This window comes from Bacillus sp. PK6-013, assembly GCF_054161445.1.
Genome location: NZ_CP096417.1, coordinates 565,220 through 581,957, shown reverse-complemented (window position 1 = coordinate 581,957; position 16,738 = coordinate 565,220). Strand labels below are relative to the sequence as shown.

Annotated in this window: 11 protein-coding genes and 1 pseudogene; 2 read left to right on the top strand and 10 right to left on the bottom strand. The window is 41.5% G+C overall.

The features are described from left to right. Positions 1–5: 5 nt before the first annotated feature. The 7 genes from tuaD to M1E03_RS02795 all read right to left on the bottom strand — a co-directional run bounded on the left by tuaD (position 6) and on the right by M1E03_RS02795 (position 9,155). The gene (gene tuaD, locus M1E03_RS02825) at positions 6–1,337 is read right to left on the bottom strand and encodes a UDP-glucose 6-dehydrogenase TuaD (RefSeq protein ID WP_095292153.1); all 1,332 of its coding nucleotides are present in this window, start codon (positions 1,335–1,337) and stop codon (positions 6–8) included. Between the two features lie 198 nt (positions 1,338–1,535). Then, positions 1,536–2,714: a teichuronic acid biosynthesis protein TuaC gene (tuaC, locus tag M1E03_RS02820; RefSeq protein ID WP_458110661.1), complete on the bottom strand. Its 1,179-nt coding sequence runs from the start codon at positions 2,712–2,714 to the stop codon at positions 1,536–1,538. Between the two features lie 22 nt (positions 2,715–2,736). Next, entirely contained in the window at positions 2,737–4,176 is a 1,440-nt protein-coding gene (tuaB, locus tag M1E03_RS02815; RefSeq protein ID WP_458110660.1) for a teichuronic acid biosynthesis protein TuaB, read from the bottom strand. A 23-nt stretch (positions 4,177–4,199) separates the two neighbouring features. Next, positions 4,200–4,859 carry a sugar transferase gene (locus M1E03_RS02810; RefSeq protein ID WP_020453132.1) on the bottom strand — a complete coding sequence of 220 codons (660 nt, stop codon included), beginning with the start codon at positions 4,857–4,859 and terminating at the stop codon, positions 4,200–4,202. 229 nt (positions 4,860–5,088) lie between these two features. Beyond that, the gene (locus tag M1E03_RS02805; RefSeq protein WP_035337792.1) at positions 5,089–6,576 is read right to left on the bottom strand and encodes an N-acetylmuramoyl-L-alanine amidase; all 1,488 of its coding nucleotides are present in this window, start codon (positions 6,574–6,576) and stop codon (positions 5,089–5,091) included. A gap of 84 nt (positions 6,577–6,660) precedes the next feature. Further along, entirely contained in the window at positions 6,661–8,805 is a 2,145-nt protein-coding gene (locus M1E03_RS02800; protein WP_075212716.1) for a SpoIID/LytB domain-containing protein, read from the bottom strand. Between the two features lie 29 nt (positions 8,806–8,834). After that, positions 8,835–9,155, bottom strand: a complete 321-nt coding sequence (locus M1E03_RS02795) for a hypothetical protein (protein ID WP_026580185.1) — start codon at positions 9,153–9,155, stop codon at positions 8,835–8,837. Between the two features lie 197 nt (positions 9,156–9,352). On the opposite strand from M1E03_RS02795, the gene tagU reads away from it, so the two are divergent. After that, positions 9,353–10,273, top strand: coding sequence for a polyisoprenyl-teichoic acid--peptidoglycan teichoic acid transferase TagU (gene tagU, locus M1E03_RS02790; protein ID WP_318602482.1), 921 nt, complete (start codon positions 9,353–9,355; stop codon positions 10,271–10,273). A 30-nt stretch (positions 10,274–10,303) separates the two neighbouring features. Here the strand turns inward: tagU and wecB are convergent, their stop codons facing one another. Then, positions 10,304–11,443 carry a non-hydrolyzing UDP-N-acetylglucosamine 2-epimerase gene (wecB, locus tag M1E03_RS02785; RefSeq protein WP_145625027.1) on the bottom strand — a complete coding sequence of 380 codons (1,140 nt, stop codon included), beginning with the start codon at positions 11,441–11,443 and terminating at the stop codon, positions 10,304–10,306. 837 nt (positions 11,444–12,280) lie between these two features. On the opposite strand from wecB, the gene galU reads away from it, so the two are divergent. Further along, the gene (gene galU, locus M1E03_RS02780) at positions 12,281–13,159 is read left to right on the top strand and encodes a UTP--glucose-1-phosphate uridylyltransferase GalU (RefSeq protein WP_026580188.1); all 879 of its coding nucleotides are present in this window, start codon (positions 12,281–12,283) and stop codon (positions 13,157–13,159) included. 50 nt (positions 13,160–13,209) lie between these two features. On the opposite strand, the pseudogene M1E03_RS02775 reads toward galU, so the two are convergent. Both M1E03_RS02775 and M1E03_RS02770 read right to left on the bottom strand, forming a co-directional pair. Continuing rightward, positions 13,210–13,509 (bottom strand): annotated as a pseudogene (locus tag M1E03_RS02775) (hypothetical protein); the annotation flags it as partial. Between the two features lie 512 nt (positions 13,510–14,021). Then, positions 14,022–16,724 (bottom strand): bifunctional glycosyltransferase/CDP-glycerol:glycerophosphate glycerophosphotransferase, encoded by a 2,703-nt coding sequence (locus M1E03_RS02770; protein ID WP_103749399.1) that lies wholly within the window; start codon positions 16,722–16,724, stop codon positions 14,022–14,024. Positions 16,725–16,738: the final 14 nt, after the last annotated feature.

Sequence of the window (16,738 nt, the reverse complement as noted above, 5' to 3'; positions counted from 1 at the left end):
TCGTTTTATACTTTTGTTAAGCTTTTCTCTCCCTGTACTCCAGGGCGGCCAATTGAATGATAAATAAATCCTTCTCTTCTCATATCTTCAAGTTTAAACAAGTTACGTCCATCAATTAGAACAGGACGATTTAAATATGTTTTCAATTTCTTAAAATCCATTTCTTTAACCTGTGGCCAATCTGTCAAAATGAGGCAAGCATCAGTATCCTTTACAGTATCATACAAATCGTTGCTGTATATGGCCTGATCTCCCAATAAGCGTTCTGCCTCCGGAATTGCAATGGGATCGTATGCTTTAATATGAGCACCAAGGCCTCTCAGCATCGGAATGACATCCAGAGACGGCGCCGAGCGCATATCGTTTGTATTCGGCTTGAATGCCAGCCCAAGAACCGAAATGGTCATGCCGTTTAAATCGCCAAACACATCAAGGAGCTTTTGCACAATGTGGGCGCGCTGCTTTTGATTCGTCTCAATAACGGCTTCAATCATTTTAAAAGGATAGCCGACTGACTTCGCGATGTGCAATAAAGCCATTGTATCTTTAGGGAAGCAAGAGCCGCCAAAGCCGATTCCGGCATTCAAAAATTTATTGCCGATTCTGCTGTCCAGTCCGACACCTTCAGACACCTTTGATACATCAGCTCCGACCCTTTCGCAAATATTTGCGATATCATTAATGAACGAGATCTTTGTAGCCAAAAATGCATTTGCAGCGTATTTAATCATTTCTGCACTTTCAAGGTTAGACTTGACGATTTTCGTTTGAAAAGGCTTATGGAGCTCTTCAATAATCGCAGCAGCCTTTTCGCTTGTCGCACCGATGACGGCTCTTTCCATATTCATCGTATCGTAAATAGCTGTTCCTTCACGAAGGAACTCCGGATTCGAAACGACGTCGAAAGGGAATTCCCCTTTTGAATTGCGTTCTATAATGGCTTGTACGAGCTTTCCTGTTCCAACAGGGACAGTGCTTTTGTTGACGACGACTTTATAGCCGTTCAGATGCTTCCCGATCATTTCGGCAACAGATTTGACAAATGTCAGGTCTGCTTCCCCTGTTTCCGACATCGGTGTTCCGACTGCAATATAAATAATCTCTGCTTCTTCAATCGCCTTGGGAATATCAGTAGAGAAAAATAAGCGATTTTCGTTTACGTTTTTATCCACAAGTTCTTTTAGGCCGTTTTCATAAATCGGCATCACTCCTGCTGAGAGTCCTCTTATTTTTTCTGCATCAATATCGCAACAGACAACCGAGTTTCCCACTTCGGCAAAACAAGTTCCAGACACCAGCCCGACATATCCCGTTCCAATGACAGCGATTCTTTTCAACATTATCATTCCCTTCTTTCAGCTGACCCTTCAAATCCAATAGCTTGATTTAGGTAATGATCTTTATCTCTTTTCTATTGAAAAAATCTGGGTTTTCCGTTTTCCCAATTCTTATTTTTATTAGCTTAGACGCAAATAAATGGGTTTAAACAGTATTATATTCAACACTCATGCGCATATTAACCGACAGATCCCAACTTAATTTTTGTTCTCGGCAACATCTCCATACACATCCAGCAACTTGCCGGCATTTTTAAAGGCGTCATAATCATCGTGCACCGTTTGATACAGCTCTTCAGCGATGTCTTCTTGCCAATTCGCGCCTTCCAAATAACCTTTGACAGCTTCTGTTATGCTGGAAGCCGAGCGCGGCTTAATCAGCAGATGTTCGTGTTTTCCGAATAAAGACGGAACCCCTCCGACCGCCGTACAAAGCACCGGAACCTTGAGGGCGAGCGCTTCAATGACGACAGTCGGCATCCCCTCAGAATACGAAGGAAGCGCAAACAGATCTGATGCAGCCAGATATTCTGATATCTCATGGTTTGCGACCTGCCCCGTCAATATCGCTTTTTCACCGGCGGTTTGACGAATGTGCTGCTTCTCCGGTCCGTCGCCGATGAACACAGCTCTGTAGCTGTCATCAAGCTGCTTGACCGCTTCCGCCAGCTCGGCTACTCCTTTTCCTTTCACCAAGCGGCCGACGAACGTCAGCAATTTTTTGTCTTTCGGCAGGCCGAATTTCTCCCTCAATTCAAATGTTGAAGCGGAGGGTTTTTGAAACCGGTCCAGGTTGACGCCGATAGGAAGAACCGAGCATTCAGCACCGGTCATTTCTTTTGTTTTGGCTTTCAGCTCATCGCTGACAGCCAGAACTTTTGCCGCGGAATGCACAGCTGTTTCAAATGCTCGAAATGCACCTTTGCTGTAATGGGGATAAATATTGACATCGCTTCCGTGCAAAGTCAGAACATAAGGAACTTTCAGCCTCTGTGAAACAACGGCAGCGGCACCCCCGGATGGCATCGCGAAATGGGCATGGATAAGATCCGGCGCAAGCCCGTGCTTCTCGATCGTCCTCAATACAGACTTTGCAATCCGGCGATGCGGCTGTGCCCATTTTAGCTGTCCAGGCAGAGCCGTATACGGCGGTCTGTAGACCGGGATGCCTTTTCTTTCTTCATATTCCGGGACTGTTCGTGCTTGACGGTATTTTTTTTTCAGCAGCCTGAGGGGAGCAGGGTTCACAGGTGATGGACATATGACCGCCACATCAACGCCCTGCATCTGCAGCCCCTGAACCTGTGTTTCATGAAAAACGCCTTCTCCCGGTTTTTGACTGCTTGGATAAACACTGGTAATCCAAAGAACCTTCAATGATGAAACGCCCTTTCTGCTGTCATCTTCCTAATTGGATCTTCATAGCCTGCCGATAAAATTTACTGACCAGAAAACCGTAAAAAATTCCGCTGATTCCGACGGAAACTGCCAGCTGAAGCATGGCGCCGTGAAGCAGATGTCTGCTGCCGACGCTCAAGACAAGAGCCAGCAATGCCATGAGCAGTGTCAAGGCCAGCGGTTTTCCAACGGTTCTGAAATATTCGCCCATCTTCAGCTGGATGACATATTTGAGCAGCCATCTGCCGATAAAGAAATTGATCAGGCTGATCGCTGCATAGGTCCAGGCGGTGATCGTCAAATCCTTCGTTAATACCGCCGCATAAAGAGACAGCCCGTAAAGGAGCATGATCCCGCTGTCCCAATAAAAAGCCAGGTCTGCTCTCCCCTTCGCCAGCAAAACCGATCCGTTCGGATTCATCAAAACCCTGAGCAGCCCGACAATCGCGAGGATATTCAGAACCGGTACGGCCTGCAGCCATTTTTCTCCGAAGACGACTTCAATAAATAAATCTGAAACGGTCATCAGTCCGATCAGAAGCGGGAATGAAATCAGCGAGAGAAGCTTTGTCATATTTAAAAAGCCTTCGCGCAGCGTTTGATTGTTCCCTTGATTCTTTGAGAAGACGGGAAACGCTACCCGTGTCACGATCGGATTGATTTTTAATACGGGAATCGTAATAATTTGATACGCCAGGTTATAGATTCCCAATGCTTCCGCACCGAGAAACCGTCCGATCAAAATCATGTCGATATTGGCGCCAAGCCTGTTTACAAGCCTTGAAGCGAGCTGAAACGCGCCGAACGAGAAAAATTCTTTCACTTCCCCCAACGCAAAGACGAGAGATGGACGCCATTTTTTTAAATATACAGCAAAAAACATGATGCCTTTAACCGAATTAAGAAAAACTTGTGACAATGCATAGGCCACAATCGGATCCATCAGAAAAACCAAAACGAGCAGGAGCACAAATGACAAAACGGTGACACCCGCTTCTATTTTGCTCAGCACATTAAACTTCAGATCTTTTTGCAGCATATATTGATACTGCTGGCCGACCGGGGCGATCAAAAACATGACGGCCAAAATCCGCACAAGAAAAACCAGTTCGTCCCGCTGATAAAAGTCTGCGATGAACGGACTCAGGAAAAAGAGGCCGATAAACAAAAGGATGCCCGTTAGGATATTCAGCCAATATAAGGTCGATAATTGGCGTTCACTGATGTTCTCCTTTTGAATTAAAGCGGCCCCGAATCCCATATCGAGTACAATTTGTGTAAAAATCGTTACGGTGGTCAGCATTCCGACCAAACCGAATTCGGCAATTGTCATGATATTGCCGAGCAGTGCAAACTGTATAATTTGAATGACCGTGACGATCAAAGTTGAAACACTTGTCCATTTTGCACCGCTTAATATTTGTTTCGTAATGGTAGACATAGCATATTCCTAACTTCCTCGTATTATCTGGCTCCTTCGCCGGTTAATACTACTTTAATCGTTTTCAGCATAACCTTCAAATCGAGAAGAAACGTTAAATTCCGAATGTAATACAGATCGTGCACCAATTTTTCTCTCGGACCGATATCATAGCCTCCGTTTACCTGTGCAAGTCCCGTTAACCCAGGCTTAACAATTAAGCGGTTTTTAAATCCCGGAATTTCATGGTGAAACTGAGCGGTAAACATCGGTCTTTCAGGCCTTGGTCCCACAAGGCTCATATCTCCGGCCAGAACATTGATCAGCTGCGGAAGTTCATCGATTCTTGTTCTTCTTATAAAAGACCCGACTGCAGTGATGCGCGGATCATCCTTCTGCGCCCATTTCGCACCGGATTTTTCTGCGTCAATTCTCATAGAACGCAGCTTGATCACCTTAAAATGCTTTCCGTCTTTTCCGACGCGTTCCTGCCGGTATAACGGAGAACCCGGTGTTTCGATACAGATTAATATACAAAACAGCAGAATAAACGGCAGTGTAAGAGCGAGCCCAATCAAGGAAAGGACGATATCCATTATCCGCTTCATATATAAATAACGTACTGCTTTTTTTGATAGAGCACAGGAATAAGTTTGCTGGCTTGAATATTCATTGTACATTCTTAAACTTTTGTCGATACTCACTAGCATACACCTCGATTAGTATGTTACTGTTTGATCTATTCGTCAGTGTAGCATACGAACGTAAACACAATGTAAAGGAGTCATTAAAATTAGTAAATTCATTGATTTTATGTTAAAAATGCATCGCCTCCGTTTTGTCTTTAAATTCACCAAAAATATCATACTATATTATAAAGACAAAACAAAGGCAGCATAGGCAATTTTTCCGAAAAACGAATTTCTTTATATTTTAATAGTAAGCAACAATTCCGTCGTAAATCGCTTTAGCGCCTTTTTCTTTGTAAGTCGAGCTTTTGAGTTTTGTCGCATCACTTACATTGCTGATAAACGCAAGTTCAACAAGGCAGCTTGGCATTTTTGATTCCCTGATGACATGGAAGTTGCCGATTTTCACACCGCGGTTTGACGTATTCAATGCAACATAGAGACGGTTTTGAATCCCGGTTGCCAGCCTTTTGCTGTTGGCCGATTCATACGTTGTATAATAGTAGGTTTCTGTTCCGGAAGCAGCAGGTGTTGCCGAGTTTGCATGGATGCTGACAAACAAATCTGCATGATTTGACTGCGCTTTTGATACACGCTGTGCGAGCGTCAGGTAAGTGTCGTTCGTTCTCGCCATAACTGGCAGCGCCCCGCCGTTTGATAGTTTCGTATTAATTAATTTTGCGACATCAAGGTTCACGCTTTTCTCATATAAACCGTTGCCGACAGCACCGCTGTCTGTACCACCGTGTCCTGCATCAATGAAGATTTTTTTGCCGACGATCGGATTCTTCAGCTGTGATACGACATTGGATTGAAGAGAAACCGTTCCGCCAAGCACGGTAAACGTCGTCATGTTTTTGGAACCGATCACCTCTCTTGTCGGTGTCGGCAAAGATGATGCATTCGTGAACATCATCGGACGGTTTTGCTTAGCCGCCAGAACAGATCCTGTTAATCCGTCGGCATACGCATAGCCATTGCTGATGATTGCACTCTTGGCAGAAGAATAGTATTTCTTGACGACATTGGCCGCGACTTCATAGCGGTTGCTGCCGCCGATTCGCGTCGGAGAAGCAAGCTGTTTATATACGGTGCTGGAGATGCTGACTTCACCGCCTACGACAATGGTCGATGTTGTTCCTTTGCTCTTCATTGCATTTTTTGTCGCTGTCGGGATGGAATTGGACGATGTTAAAAGGATCGGGATGCCGTTTCTCGCGGCATATGCGCCGATCGCAAGGCTGTCAGCATAGGCCGTTCCGTTGGCGATAACAGCTTTTGAATTGCTCGGCAGCTTATTCGCAATATTTGCCGCAACCTCGTAGCGATTTGCCCCGCCGATGCGTTCGACAGATGACACACCAAGCTTTTTAATCTCGCTTACGACGCCGTTTTGAACGCTGACGGTTCCGCCGATTACAATCACTTTGCTAGGTTTTAACTGACTGATTCGGTTTTTAGTGGCCGTTGGCAATTTGGACGCTTCCGTTAATAGGACAGGCGCGTTGTTTCGGTAAGCAAATGGAGTCGCTGAAAGGACGTCGGCATATGCCTTTCCATTTGCAACAATGACTGTGCTTGCACTTGACCATCCCTGCTTGGAAACATTCACCGCAACCTCATAACGGTTTGCACCGTCTAATCTTGTGACAGAGTTGGCTGCAAATACATTAGGTACAAACAAAAAGAACCCTAACAACAACATAGGTACAGCTTTAAGAAAGACCCTCAAAAAAATAACCTCCAAAAATGTAAATGTTATGTTTTCCCCTGAACATGAACAGAGGAGGCACTGCTGCCTCCTGTTCTAACTCTATTAATAGCTTGATAGAGTCGTATTTGGATAATAGAAACTTAAGATTTTCTTGTAATCGTGCCCGGCAGCAGCTCTGGCATTTGCTCCGTACTGACTCATGCCGATGCCATGGCCGAATCCTTTACCGCTGAGAACAAAAGCGTTCGTAACGTTGGATACCGAAGCATACGTGCTCTTCATATTCATGCCGCCCAGCATCGATCTTAATTGAGTCGTCGTCACGGAAATCGTCGCTGTTTTTTCTGAGAGATTTCCGTTTGACAGAACATAGCCGTTTGATTTTTCTTTGACAAAGTAAGAAAACTTCACCTCTGCTGTTTTCGGCCGCTGACCGGCAGTTTTCGCGCTGCTCAAGGTCAGGCTTGAGATTTTCGTGATCTTAATGGATTCTGCACTAGGATATTTATTGGTAATAAACCAGCTTTTCAGCCCAGACAAATAGGCAGAGTTCGTTTCATTTGTCGTATTCCACCATGTGCCAGGGCTCTTTAGGTTTAAGCCGCTGGTATTGATCTGCGTTTTATTCAAGGATATCGACCAGCTGTTTTTCGGGTCGTATGTATCCGCTTTGGCGATTAAATATGGAACATTGCCGCCCCATACCTCTGCGCTTGCTTCCGTATATCCCCCGTTGCTCGATGAGTAAACAGCCGAAATCAAGTTGCCGTTATATTTTAAAACTTGTCCTTTGGTTGTATTTACAACGCTGGATGTCTTCGAATTCCAGTCGTATCCGCCGTATACCTGAAACGCTTGCGTATCGGCCACTACTTTTCCTGCGGAACCGACCGAATATGTTCTCGCTGCCACAGCTTGGGCTTTTAACGCTTCCGTCTGCCAGCTTGCCGGCATTTCGTGCGGCACAACACCTTTTAAATAATCTTCGAACGGAATGTTTTCGTTTATCGGCCGAACATATTTGCTTGATTCAATCGTAAACTTCATATTGCCTAAATAAGGCCTTCCGTTGATGCTGATGGAATTTGATGTCGAGTATTTTTTAGGTGATGCCGTAAATGTCGTTCCAAGCGTTTTGACAGCTTTATTATTTTTGTAGAGTACAAGCTTTCCGCTTGATAGATTAACAGAGTATCCATCTCCGGTAAGCATGTCTGCCAGACTATTTTTCAATGAATCCGTGATTGAAGTGGTCCCCCCAAGCAAAGCAAAAGACTGGGTTCCTTTTTTCGCGACTACATCTGCAACAGGAGTCGGCAGGCTGCCCGATTGGACAAGCAGCAAAGGATGCTTTTGTTTGGCTGCAAGAACGGAACCGGCCAATGCATCTGCAAAAGTCGTTCCGTTAGACATGAAAACCTTTGATGCGTTCATGTTAAGCGTGTTGACAATATTCGCCGACACTTCGTATCTGTTCGCTCCGCCGATGCGGGTAACAGACGCTTTTTTCTTTAATGTGTTTTCAACGCCTGTGCTGACACTCAACGGACCGCCGACGATCGTAACCTTGCTCGGAATATTGTAATCGCTTCGGATCGTATTATTCCCTGAAAGCAGTATCGGATAACCGTTCATTGCCGCATAAGGCGCGATCGACAGAGCGTCGGAGAAGACTAGACCTGTGGCAACAATCGCCTGGCTGTAGGACCCCATCCGGCTCGCGATGTTTTTGGACACATCATAGCGGTTGGCGCCGCCGATGCGGTCAATGGCCCCATACTTTTTCAGCGTGTTTTCAACATTTTTGGAAACGCTCGCCGTTCCCCCGATAATTAAGATGTTATCAGGCTTCATCTTGGCAATTTGAGTTTCGGTTTTCGCCGTCAGCGCGCCCGCATCAGTTAATAGAATCGGCGCATCGTACTTCTTTGCAAGCGGAGATGCAGAAAGCGCATCCGCAAAAGCGTCCCGATTGACAATCACGACAGTGCTCGGGTTCGTCCATCCGGCTGATGCAACATTGTTTGCCACATCGAAGCGGGTCGCCCCGCCGTACCGCTCTGTCGCGGAAATTCCCGAGCCCGGAATTTCGTATGCGCCGGTAATGCCGAAATCAACGCTTGATTTATTGCCCAAATAATTGCTTAATTTTACCGAGATTGTTTTGTCGGCAGCCTGGGCAGATTGTGTAAACATCAGAGCTGCAGCAGTTACTGACGACAGAAGCAGAAGCTTCATTTTTTTCAAAACGTTATAAACCCCCTTGATTCAGCTCTTTATTTTGTTTCGATGCTTTTCAGCTCCAAAACGCCATTTCCGCCTTTTTTATATTGGACTTCTACTTTTTTGCCTTCTTCAATGGAATTGACTTTATCCTGAAGATCTTCATCGACTTGAAGCGTTGTTTCTTTGCCATCGATGTTCACCGCAATTGTGTGGCTGTCAGCCAACCCCACGAATGAGCCTTCTTTAGTGACGGTTTCTTCAGATGCCGCATTTTTATTGTTTGTGCTTGACTTGTCCTCCGATTGGCCCGAAGTGCCACAGGCTGACAACAAAAGCAGCATTGATAATGTTAGAACTATGAGTTTTTTCATCTTCTTCACCTCTCCCTTTTTATCGACAAATTCCAACAGATTCTTTAATTATAGCGAAAAATTTTGCAGATTGATTGGTTTTTTTGAAACATTTTTCTAAGGATTTCGTCTATCCAAAAGGACACATATAACTTTTTGTTGTTTTTGAATTTTAAGAAACTTATAATCAAAGTAGAACATTAAAAGGTGAGGGCTATATGAGAGCTGAAAAGAGGAAGAAAAAGAAAAAAATTTTTTATACAATTATCGCTTTGATTGGTATTTTTGTTCTCAGCACAGGCAGTTACGCCTATTACTTATGGCATAAAGCGGCATCTACTGTAGCGAACATTCATGAAAATATTAACAAATCAAAAAAACGCGATTCAGCTGTTGACATTGACAACCATGACCCGTTTTCCGTGCTTCTCATGGGTGTCGATGAACGGGACGGTGATAAGGGGCGCGCAGACTCCCTCATCTATATGACGGTGAACCCGAAAACGAAAACGACTGAAATGGTCAGCATCCCGCGGGATACGTATACTGAAATTATCGGCAAAGGCAAGTTGGATAAAATCAACCATTCATACGCATTCGGCGGTGTTCAGATGACGGTAGACACGGTTGAAAACTTCCTCGATGTTCCTGTCGACTACTTTATCAAAGTCAATATGGAAAGCTTCAGGGATGTCGTAGATACGCTTGGCGGCATTACCGTGAACAGTACGTTTGCTTTCAACTATGACGGATATTCATTCGGCAAAGGCGAGATTACGCTGAACGGAAAAGAAGCGCTCGCTTATACGAGAATGAGGAAAGAAGACCCGAACGGCGACTTCGGGCGCCAGAACAGGCAGCGTCAAGTCATCGAAGGAATCATTAATAAAGGCGCCAATATATCGTCTATCACGAAATTCGGAGATATGTTCAAAGTGATCGAAAACAACGTTAAAACGAATCTCACGTTTGACGATATGTGGGATATTCAATCCGGCTATAAAGAAGCCCGCTCAAAAGTCATCCAGCACGAGCTGAAAGGCGACGGCACAAAAATCAACGGAATCTATTATTACAAAGCTGACGAAAGTTCCCTTTCCGACATTACAGCCGAACTGAAAGAAAGCCTTAATAAATAAAAAAAGCTTCCTGAAAAGGAAGCTTTTTTATTAGTCTTTAAACACGTCAGGCCGCGCGCTTCGATATCCGTACCGATAAAGCAGCGCCTCTGCAATTCGCCGCGAAGCCTGTCCGTCCCCGTATGGGTTTGAAGCCCGTGACATTTTGCGATATTCATCTTGATCGGTCAACAGCTGTTTAGTCAGCTGATAGATCTTATCTTGATCCGTGCCTGCCAGCTTAAGTGTCCCGGCCTGAACGCCTTCGGGCCGTTCCGTCGTATCTCGAAGCACGAGGACCGGCTTTCCGAGCGACGGCGCTTCTTCCTGCACCCCGCCCGAGTCAGTGAGGATGAAATGAGCTTCAGCCGCAAAGTTGTGAAAATCAATGACTTCAAGCGGCTCTATTAGATGGACCTTCTTCAGATCACCGAAATGCTTTGCAGCCGCTTCACGAACAGCGGGATTGAGATGAACGGGATAAACAACCTGTACGTCGTCAAATTCTTCGACGATCCGCCTGATTGCTTTAAACATATTTTCCATCGGCTCACCTAAATTTTCACGGCGGTGGGCGGTAAGCAAAATCATCTTGTCATTTCCTATTTTTTCAAGAACGGGATGTGAATAGCCGTCCCTCACTGTTGTGTGAAGCGCATCGATTGCCGTATTTCCAGTGACGTAAATCGTCTCCTGGTCTTTATTTTCACGGAGCAGATTCTTTTCGGCCTGCTCTGTCGGCGCAAAATGAAGATCGGCAATCGATCCCGTCAGCTGCCTGTTCAGCTCTTCGGGAAACGGCGAGTATTTGTTTCCGGTCCTGAGTCCCGCCTCTACATGGCCGACGGAAATCTGGTGATAATAAGCGGCAAGACTTCCCGCAAATGTCGTTGTCGTATCACCGTGAACAAGCACAATGTCCGGTTTGATAGACTGAAACAGCTCGTCCAGTTTCACAAGTGCATTAGACGTAATTTCAGCCAGCGTTTGCCTTTCTTTCATGATATTCAAATCAAAATCAGGCTTTATATTAAAAGCTTCAAGCACCTGGTCAAGCATTTGCCTGTGCTGTGCTGTAACCGTCACATAAGACTCAATTTCGGGGTGTTTTCTTAATTCAAGCACAAGCGGCGCCATCTTAATGGCTTCAGGGCGCGTGCCGAAGATGGTCATGACTTTTAATTTTTTCACTATTGTCACCTTTTTCTTAAAGTAATTGTTTGTTAAATAGAATATTGAATCCTTCTCTTTAATAAGTTTACTTACTTTTATTCCTATTAAAGAGAAGCTTTTTTTCGATTCAGGCTGCTATTAAAACGGCGGAACATGCCCTTTGTTCTAACAGCATAAAATACTCGACCAAAACCTTTCAGGATCCTTCGAAATAAAACACACCGTTCCAATCATGATAAAATATCTTTGAGCTTCTTCACACTAGAATGGGAAGATTAAATAAGGAGACATCCTCTCCCTGTTTATACACCTGTCCAAACAGCATAAAAATCGACAAAAACTGCATAAAGGAAGAATACTCTTCTTGTGCCACCTTCGGAAAGCGATTCAAGCTTATTATGTACGTACGGAGGTTAAAATAATTTGTCCAGCTGAAACAATGTCCTCTTTTTGTTTCTAGGTCAAAAAAACAACCATTTTGCCGGCTTTACGCTGTTTTGCAGAAGGTAATCGACCTATTTACAGCCAAACTTTTCTCTGACTGAAGAGCTGCAACAGCGCGCCCTTCTCTAACAGGTCAGGTGAATCAATACTATTATATAGAATCTTTATTTACACTATCTTTTTATCGTTTCAAGCATGTTGACGTTTATCATTCGCATCCATTACCATAGCAATCCTCTCTATTGATTTCAAGTTTTAGTACTACCCTATATTACTTGTTTAAAGTTCGTTTTTCTTATATGATAAAAAGTGTTAACAATATGAAAAATGGGTATGTTCAATAAAGACATTAAAATACTTGCGATTCATTGAATTTGATCGTAGACATTGTATAAGGAAGGTGTACTGAACATGAAAAAAGTACGTAAAGCCATAATCCCTGCCGCGGGTCTCGGAACGAGATTCTTGCCGGCTACAAAAGCAATGCCGAAAGAAATGCTCCCTATCGTTGATAAACCAACTATTCAATACATAATTGAAGAAGCTGTTGAAGCAGGTATTGAAGATATTATTATCGTCACAGGTAAAAGCAAGCGTGCGATTGAGGATCATTTTGATTACTCTCCTGAGCTTGAAAGAAATCTAGAAGAAAAAGGTAAAGTAGAACTCCTTGAAAAAGTGAAAAAAGCTACGAATCTGGCTGATATCCACTATATCCGCCAAAAAGAGCCTAAGGGACTCGGGCACGCTGTATGGTGCGCTCGCAACTTTATCGGTGATGAGCCGTTTGCGGTTCTGCTTGGAGACGATATTGTTCAAGCTGAAAAACCCGGATTGCGCCAGTTAATGGATGAATACGAAAGAACGCTTTCTTCTATTATTGGTGTTCAGCAAGTGCCAGAAGAAGAAACACACCGCTACGGCATTATCGATCCTCTGACAAGCGAAGGCCGCCGTTATCAGGTAAAAAACTTCGTTGAGAAGCCGCCTAAAGGCACAGCTCCATCTAATCTTGCCATCTTAGGCCGTTACGTATTCACGCCTGAGATCTTCATGTACTTAGAGGATCAGCGGGTTGGAGCCGGCGGAGAAATCCAGCTGACAGACGCCATTCAAAAGTTGAATGAAATTCAAAGAGTGTTTGCGTACGACTTTGAAGGCAAGCGTTATGATGTTGGTGAAAAGCTTGGTTTTATCACCACAACTCTTGAGTTTGCGATGCAGGATAAAGAGCTTCGCGAGCAACTTGTTCCATTTATGGAAGGTCTACTAAACAAAGAAGAAATCTAAACAAAAAGGCTATTGGACATTCATCCAATAGCCTTTTCTTATTTCGATATTAAGGTCGGCCTGTCGCTTAAAGACAATGAGGCTGGAGTAACGAGAGAAATGTTATAAAAAACAAGCTCTGATGCTTTATCATTCTCCAGTACATAGCTGCATTTTTTCATTATCTAAATCCAGCGTCCTGCTGCCGTCAGCTTCCGCTTTGAATCTTGATCCTTTGAAACAGATGCGTTTTCAAATGCAATAAACTCTTGCTTGTTGTCTGCGAAGAAGCGTTCCTCTGTCTTGTCCTTTGCATCGCCATGATGGTTCTACACTTCATTTTGCGGAAAAGCGCCAAACGAAGTGAATGAAAACATAAATACAATCATACAAATTAAATAGGAAATATATTGTATCCAAGGGTAAACACCGCTTGCTAAAAAAGCGACATAAACACTCATCATTACAAAATTAACTAAATAAATTTGAAGTAGCCGCGACAGAAGGCATTGAACTGGTTGGGCAACTACATTGATCAACTTAAACACACTGTTTGATCCATCAAGAATAGTCGGTCTAATAAAAAGCCACGGAATCAAACCAGCCATCATCCAAACAATAAAAGGCACTTCTCCGATACCTATTATGACTTACTTACTGTCGCAGATTCCCATACCAAATACAAACAAACAGTACGCCAGTATTTTAAAAACCGCCATAATATCCCAAAGATAACTTTTTGGATCTTTCGGTAAAAGAAATTTGAAAGCACCGGTGAATATTGTAAGAGATGTTGAGTCTTTTTCCCTTTTAAAAAAGTAAGGAGAAGTTCCGCAGAACTTCTCCCATAATTTTAAAGTGTCATTAAAGATCAAATTTAAGCTCATTTAGCAATTTTGCTATTGTCTAATTGCAAAATTGCATTATAAATCCGATCCCTATTATTTTTATCAGTATATGCAAAGAAGTTATCCACTCTTGTTCTATACTTATCTTCCATACGACCATTATTTTTCATATAATAGATAACTTTATCAATTAAGCTGTTATGATCTTCTATTACATCGCCAAATCCCATTTTCTTATAATCATAGTAATCAAGTTTAAAATGGTATGACTTTTCGTATTGATAATAGATCACAGGCTTTTTCTCGTATGCAAAATCAAATGCAACAGATGAAAAATCAGTAATCATTATATTAGAAGAATTAAATAACATTTGATAGCTGCTATTATAATCTGCAAACTTTACATACTCATGTTTTTCAAAATCTACGATCTGTTGTTGAATGTCCGGATGCGGGAAAAAGGTTATCTTATAATTATTATCCTTAGCAAATTGAATTAGCCGTTCATCATTAATCAAAGCATTATACCTAGCAAAGTATTCACTTTCTTTAAATTTCGGATTGTACGGTCTTACTCCTTTTGCCTGATCTTTAGGTAATACAATATCTTTTCTCCATGTAGGCATGATTAGAAGCTGCTTTTCCCCTTTACTCTTCTTAAGATTATCATATCTTGGAAATCCACCCAACAAGATATTTTCTTTATTATAATTGTAATTCCCTTTCACAATAGACTGATATTCAGGTTTCGCTGAAGTTACTAATAATTTGATATTCTTGCTGTATTTGTTTAACCATTTAGAATGATCTGCCATTGTTATTCCATGTTGTAAAAAGACAAACTCAAAATTAAATAAATCTCTAAAATAAATCTCCATATTGAAAAATGGATTTACAACCCAATTATCCGCATGTGTAGATATTACCTTGGAGGAGGATAAGGTTAAAATTTTATGTCTAAAAGATCTGTATGGTATAACCTTTCCGTATTTTTTAATTCTGACATAATCCTTGCTATCTTTTTTTATTATAAAGTATTTTTTTACCCCATCATTCTTGTTGGTTGCGTATTTAAAGAGGTGCTCGGCATTATCATCAGCTTTGTCTTGTCTGTCTATGAATAACCATACTGGTTTTCTATTAAAAATCGTGAAAACATGGTATGCCATTCTTGCCACCAATGCCTTCTTAATAGCTGATTTTCGTTTCTTTGATTTCCCCCCTGATTTATGAAGAGATTTTAAGAAACGAAACTCTTTTATAAATCTATTTTTAATATTGTTTTTTTCATACATTAATTTTTTGTAATTATAATAAAAAATATAATCTTTTTTAGCTGTATAAGAATTATATAGATTGCTTGACAAACCTGAATACTTGAAAAAGCGAAGTTTTGTTATCTTCATTTTTTCACCCTTAGCTATATAAAATTCAATATGTTGATTGTCTGCTAGATAGCTTTTGGGAATATCTATAGAAAAACCAGGATATTTTTTTATTACTTCTCCTAAACTTATATAGTCATTATGCGGTCTTTTTATATGCTTTGCTTTTATTTTTGTTTCGCCAATTTTAGCATAAAAATTAAAACCTTCGGAATCAAACAAAGAGCTCCAAAAACCTTCTACGTGAATAAAATTCTCATTTTCTTCTAAAATCTCAATAGTTAGAGTTTGATCCGATAATTTCGAAACAATTTTATCTTCTCTGTATAAATAATAATCATATTCGGTTTCACTTTTATATACATACCTACTATAATTTTCACCGTGTTTTAATTTTAAAGCATGATATAAATAGAAATGGCTGATACTTTTTGTTTTAATGATGACATCGTCGTCGATATACGATAATACTTCTCGAATCAATGTTAAAAATTCGCGGTATTCATTTTCGTCTAAAGGTGTTTCACTAATGTCTTTAACCAATAATTTCCATTTCAAATCATGCATAATCATATATTGAAGAAACAAAGGTATTTTCTGTTCATGGTTTTTTGTGATATCGATTAAATTCTTAGAGAAAGTGATAAGTGAATGGTTAAACCAATTCTTATTTGCTTTAGCAGTCTGCATGGCAGATGATCCATCTTCTCTAACTCTATAATGGTATTTTGCCTCTTTAACTAGACCATACTTTTTCTTTTGCGATATGATTAAATTAACTAGTTTGGCATCTTCTCCTATTTTACAATTTTCATCAAACCTGATATTTTTCAAGGCATCTTTTTTTATAAATGTAGAACAGCAATGAGTTAATATATAATGCGGTTCTTTTTCTACATCCAATATTCTTGTAGAAGAAAACTTATTATTTAGATTGTGTTCTCCTGTTCTTCCTTCTGCAAAAAAAATAGGGATTGCTACAATATCAATTTCATTCTTATGCTGGTCAAAGAAGTTTAAAACATTTTCGAAGGTTCCTTCTGAAACAAAATCATCCGGATCCAAAAATTGAATGTATCTACCTTCAGCATATCTTAAGCCATAATTTCGAGCACTGCTCACTCCGCCATTCTGTTTTTTTACATATACAATGTTATTGGGATATTTTTGTGCATATTCTTTACAGATGATTTCACTTTTATCGGGGCTATCATCATTCACAAGTATTAACTGAATATTCTCAAAACCTATAGTCTGGTTAATGATACTTTCTATAGCATCAGTTAGATATAACTCAACATTATAAATCGGCATTATAACACTGAAATCATAGTTAAAACTCTTTTCATTCATAAAAGATCACTCCT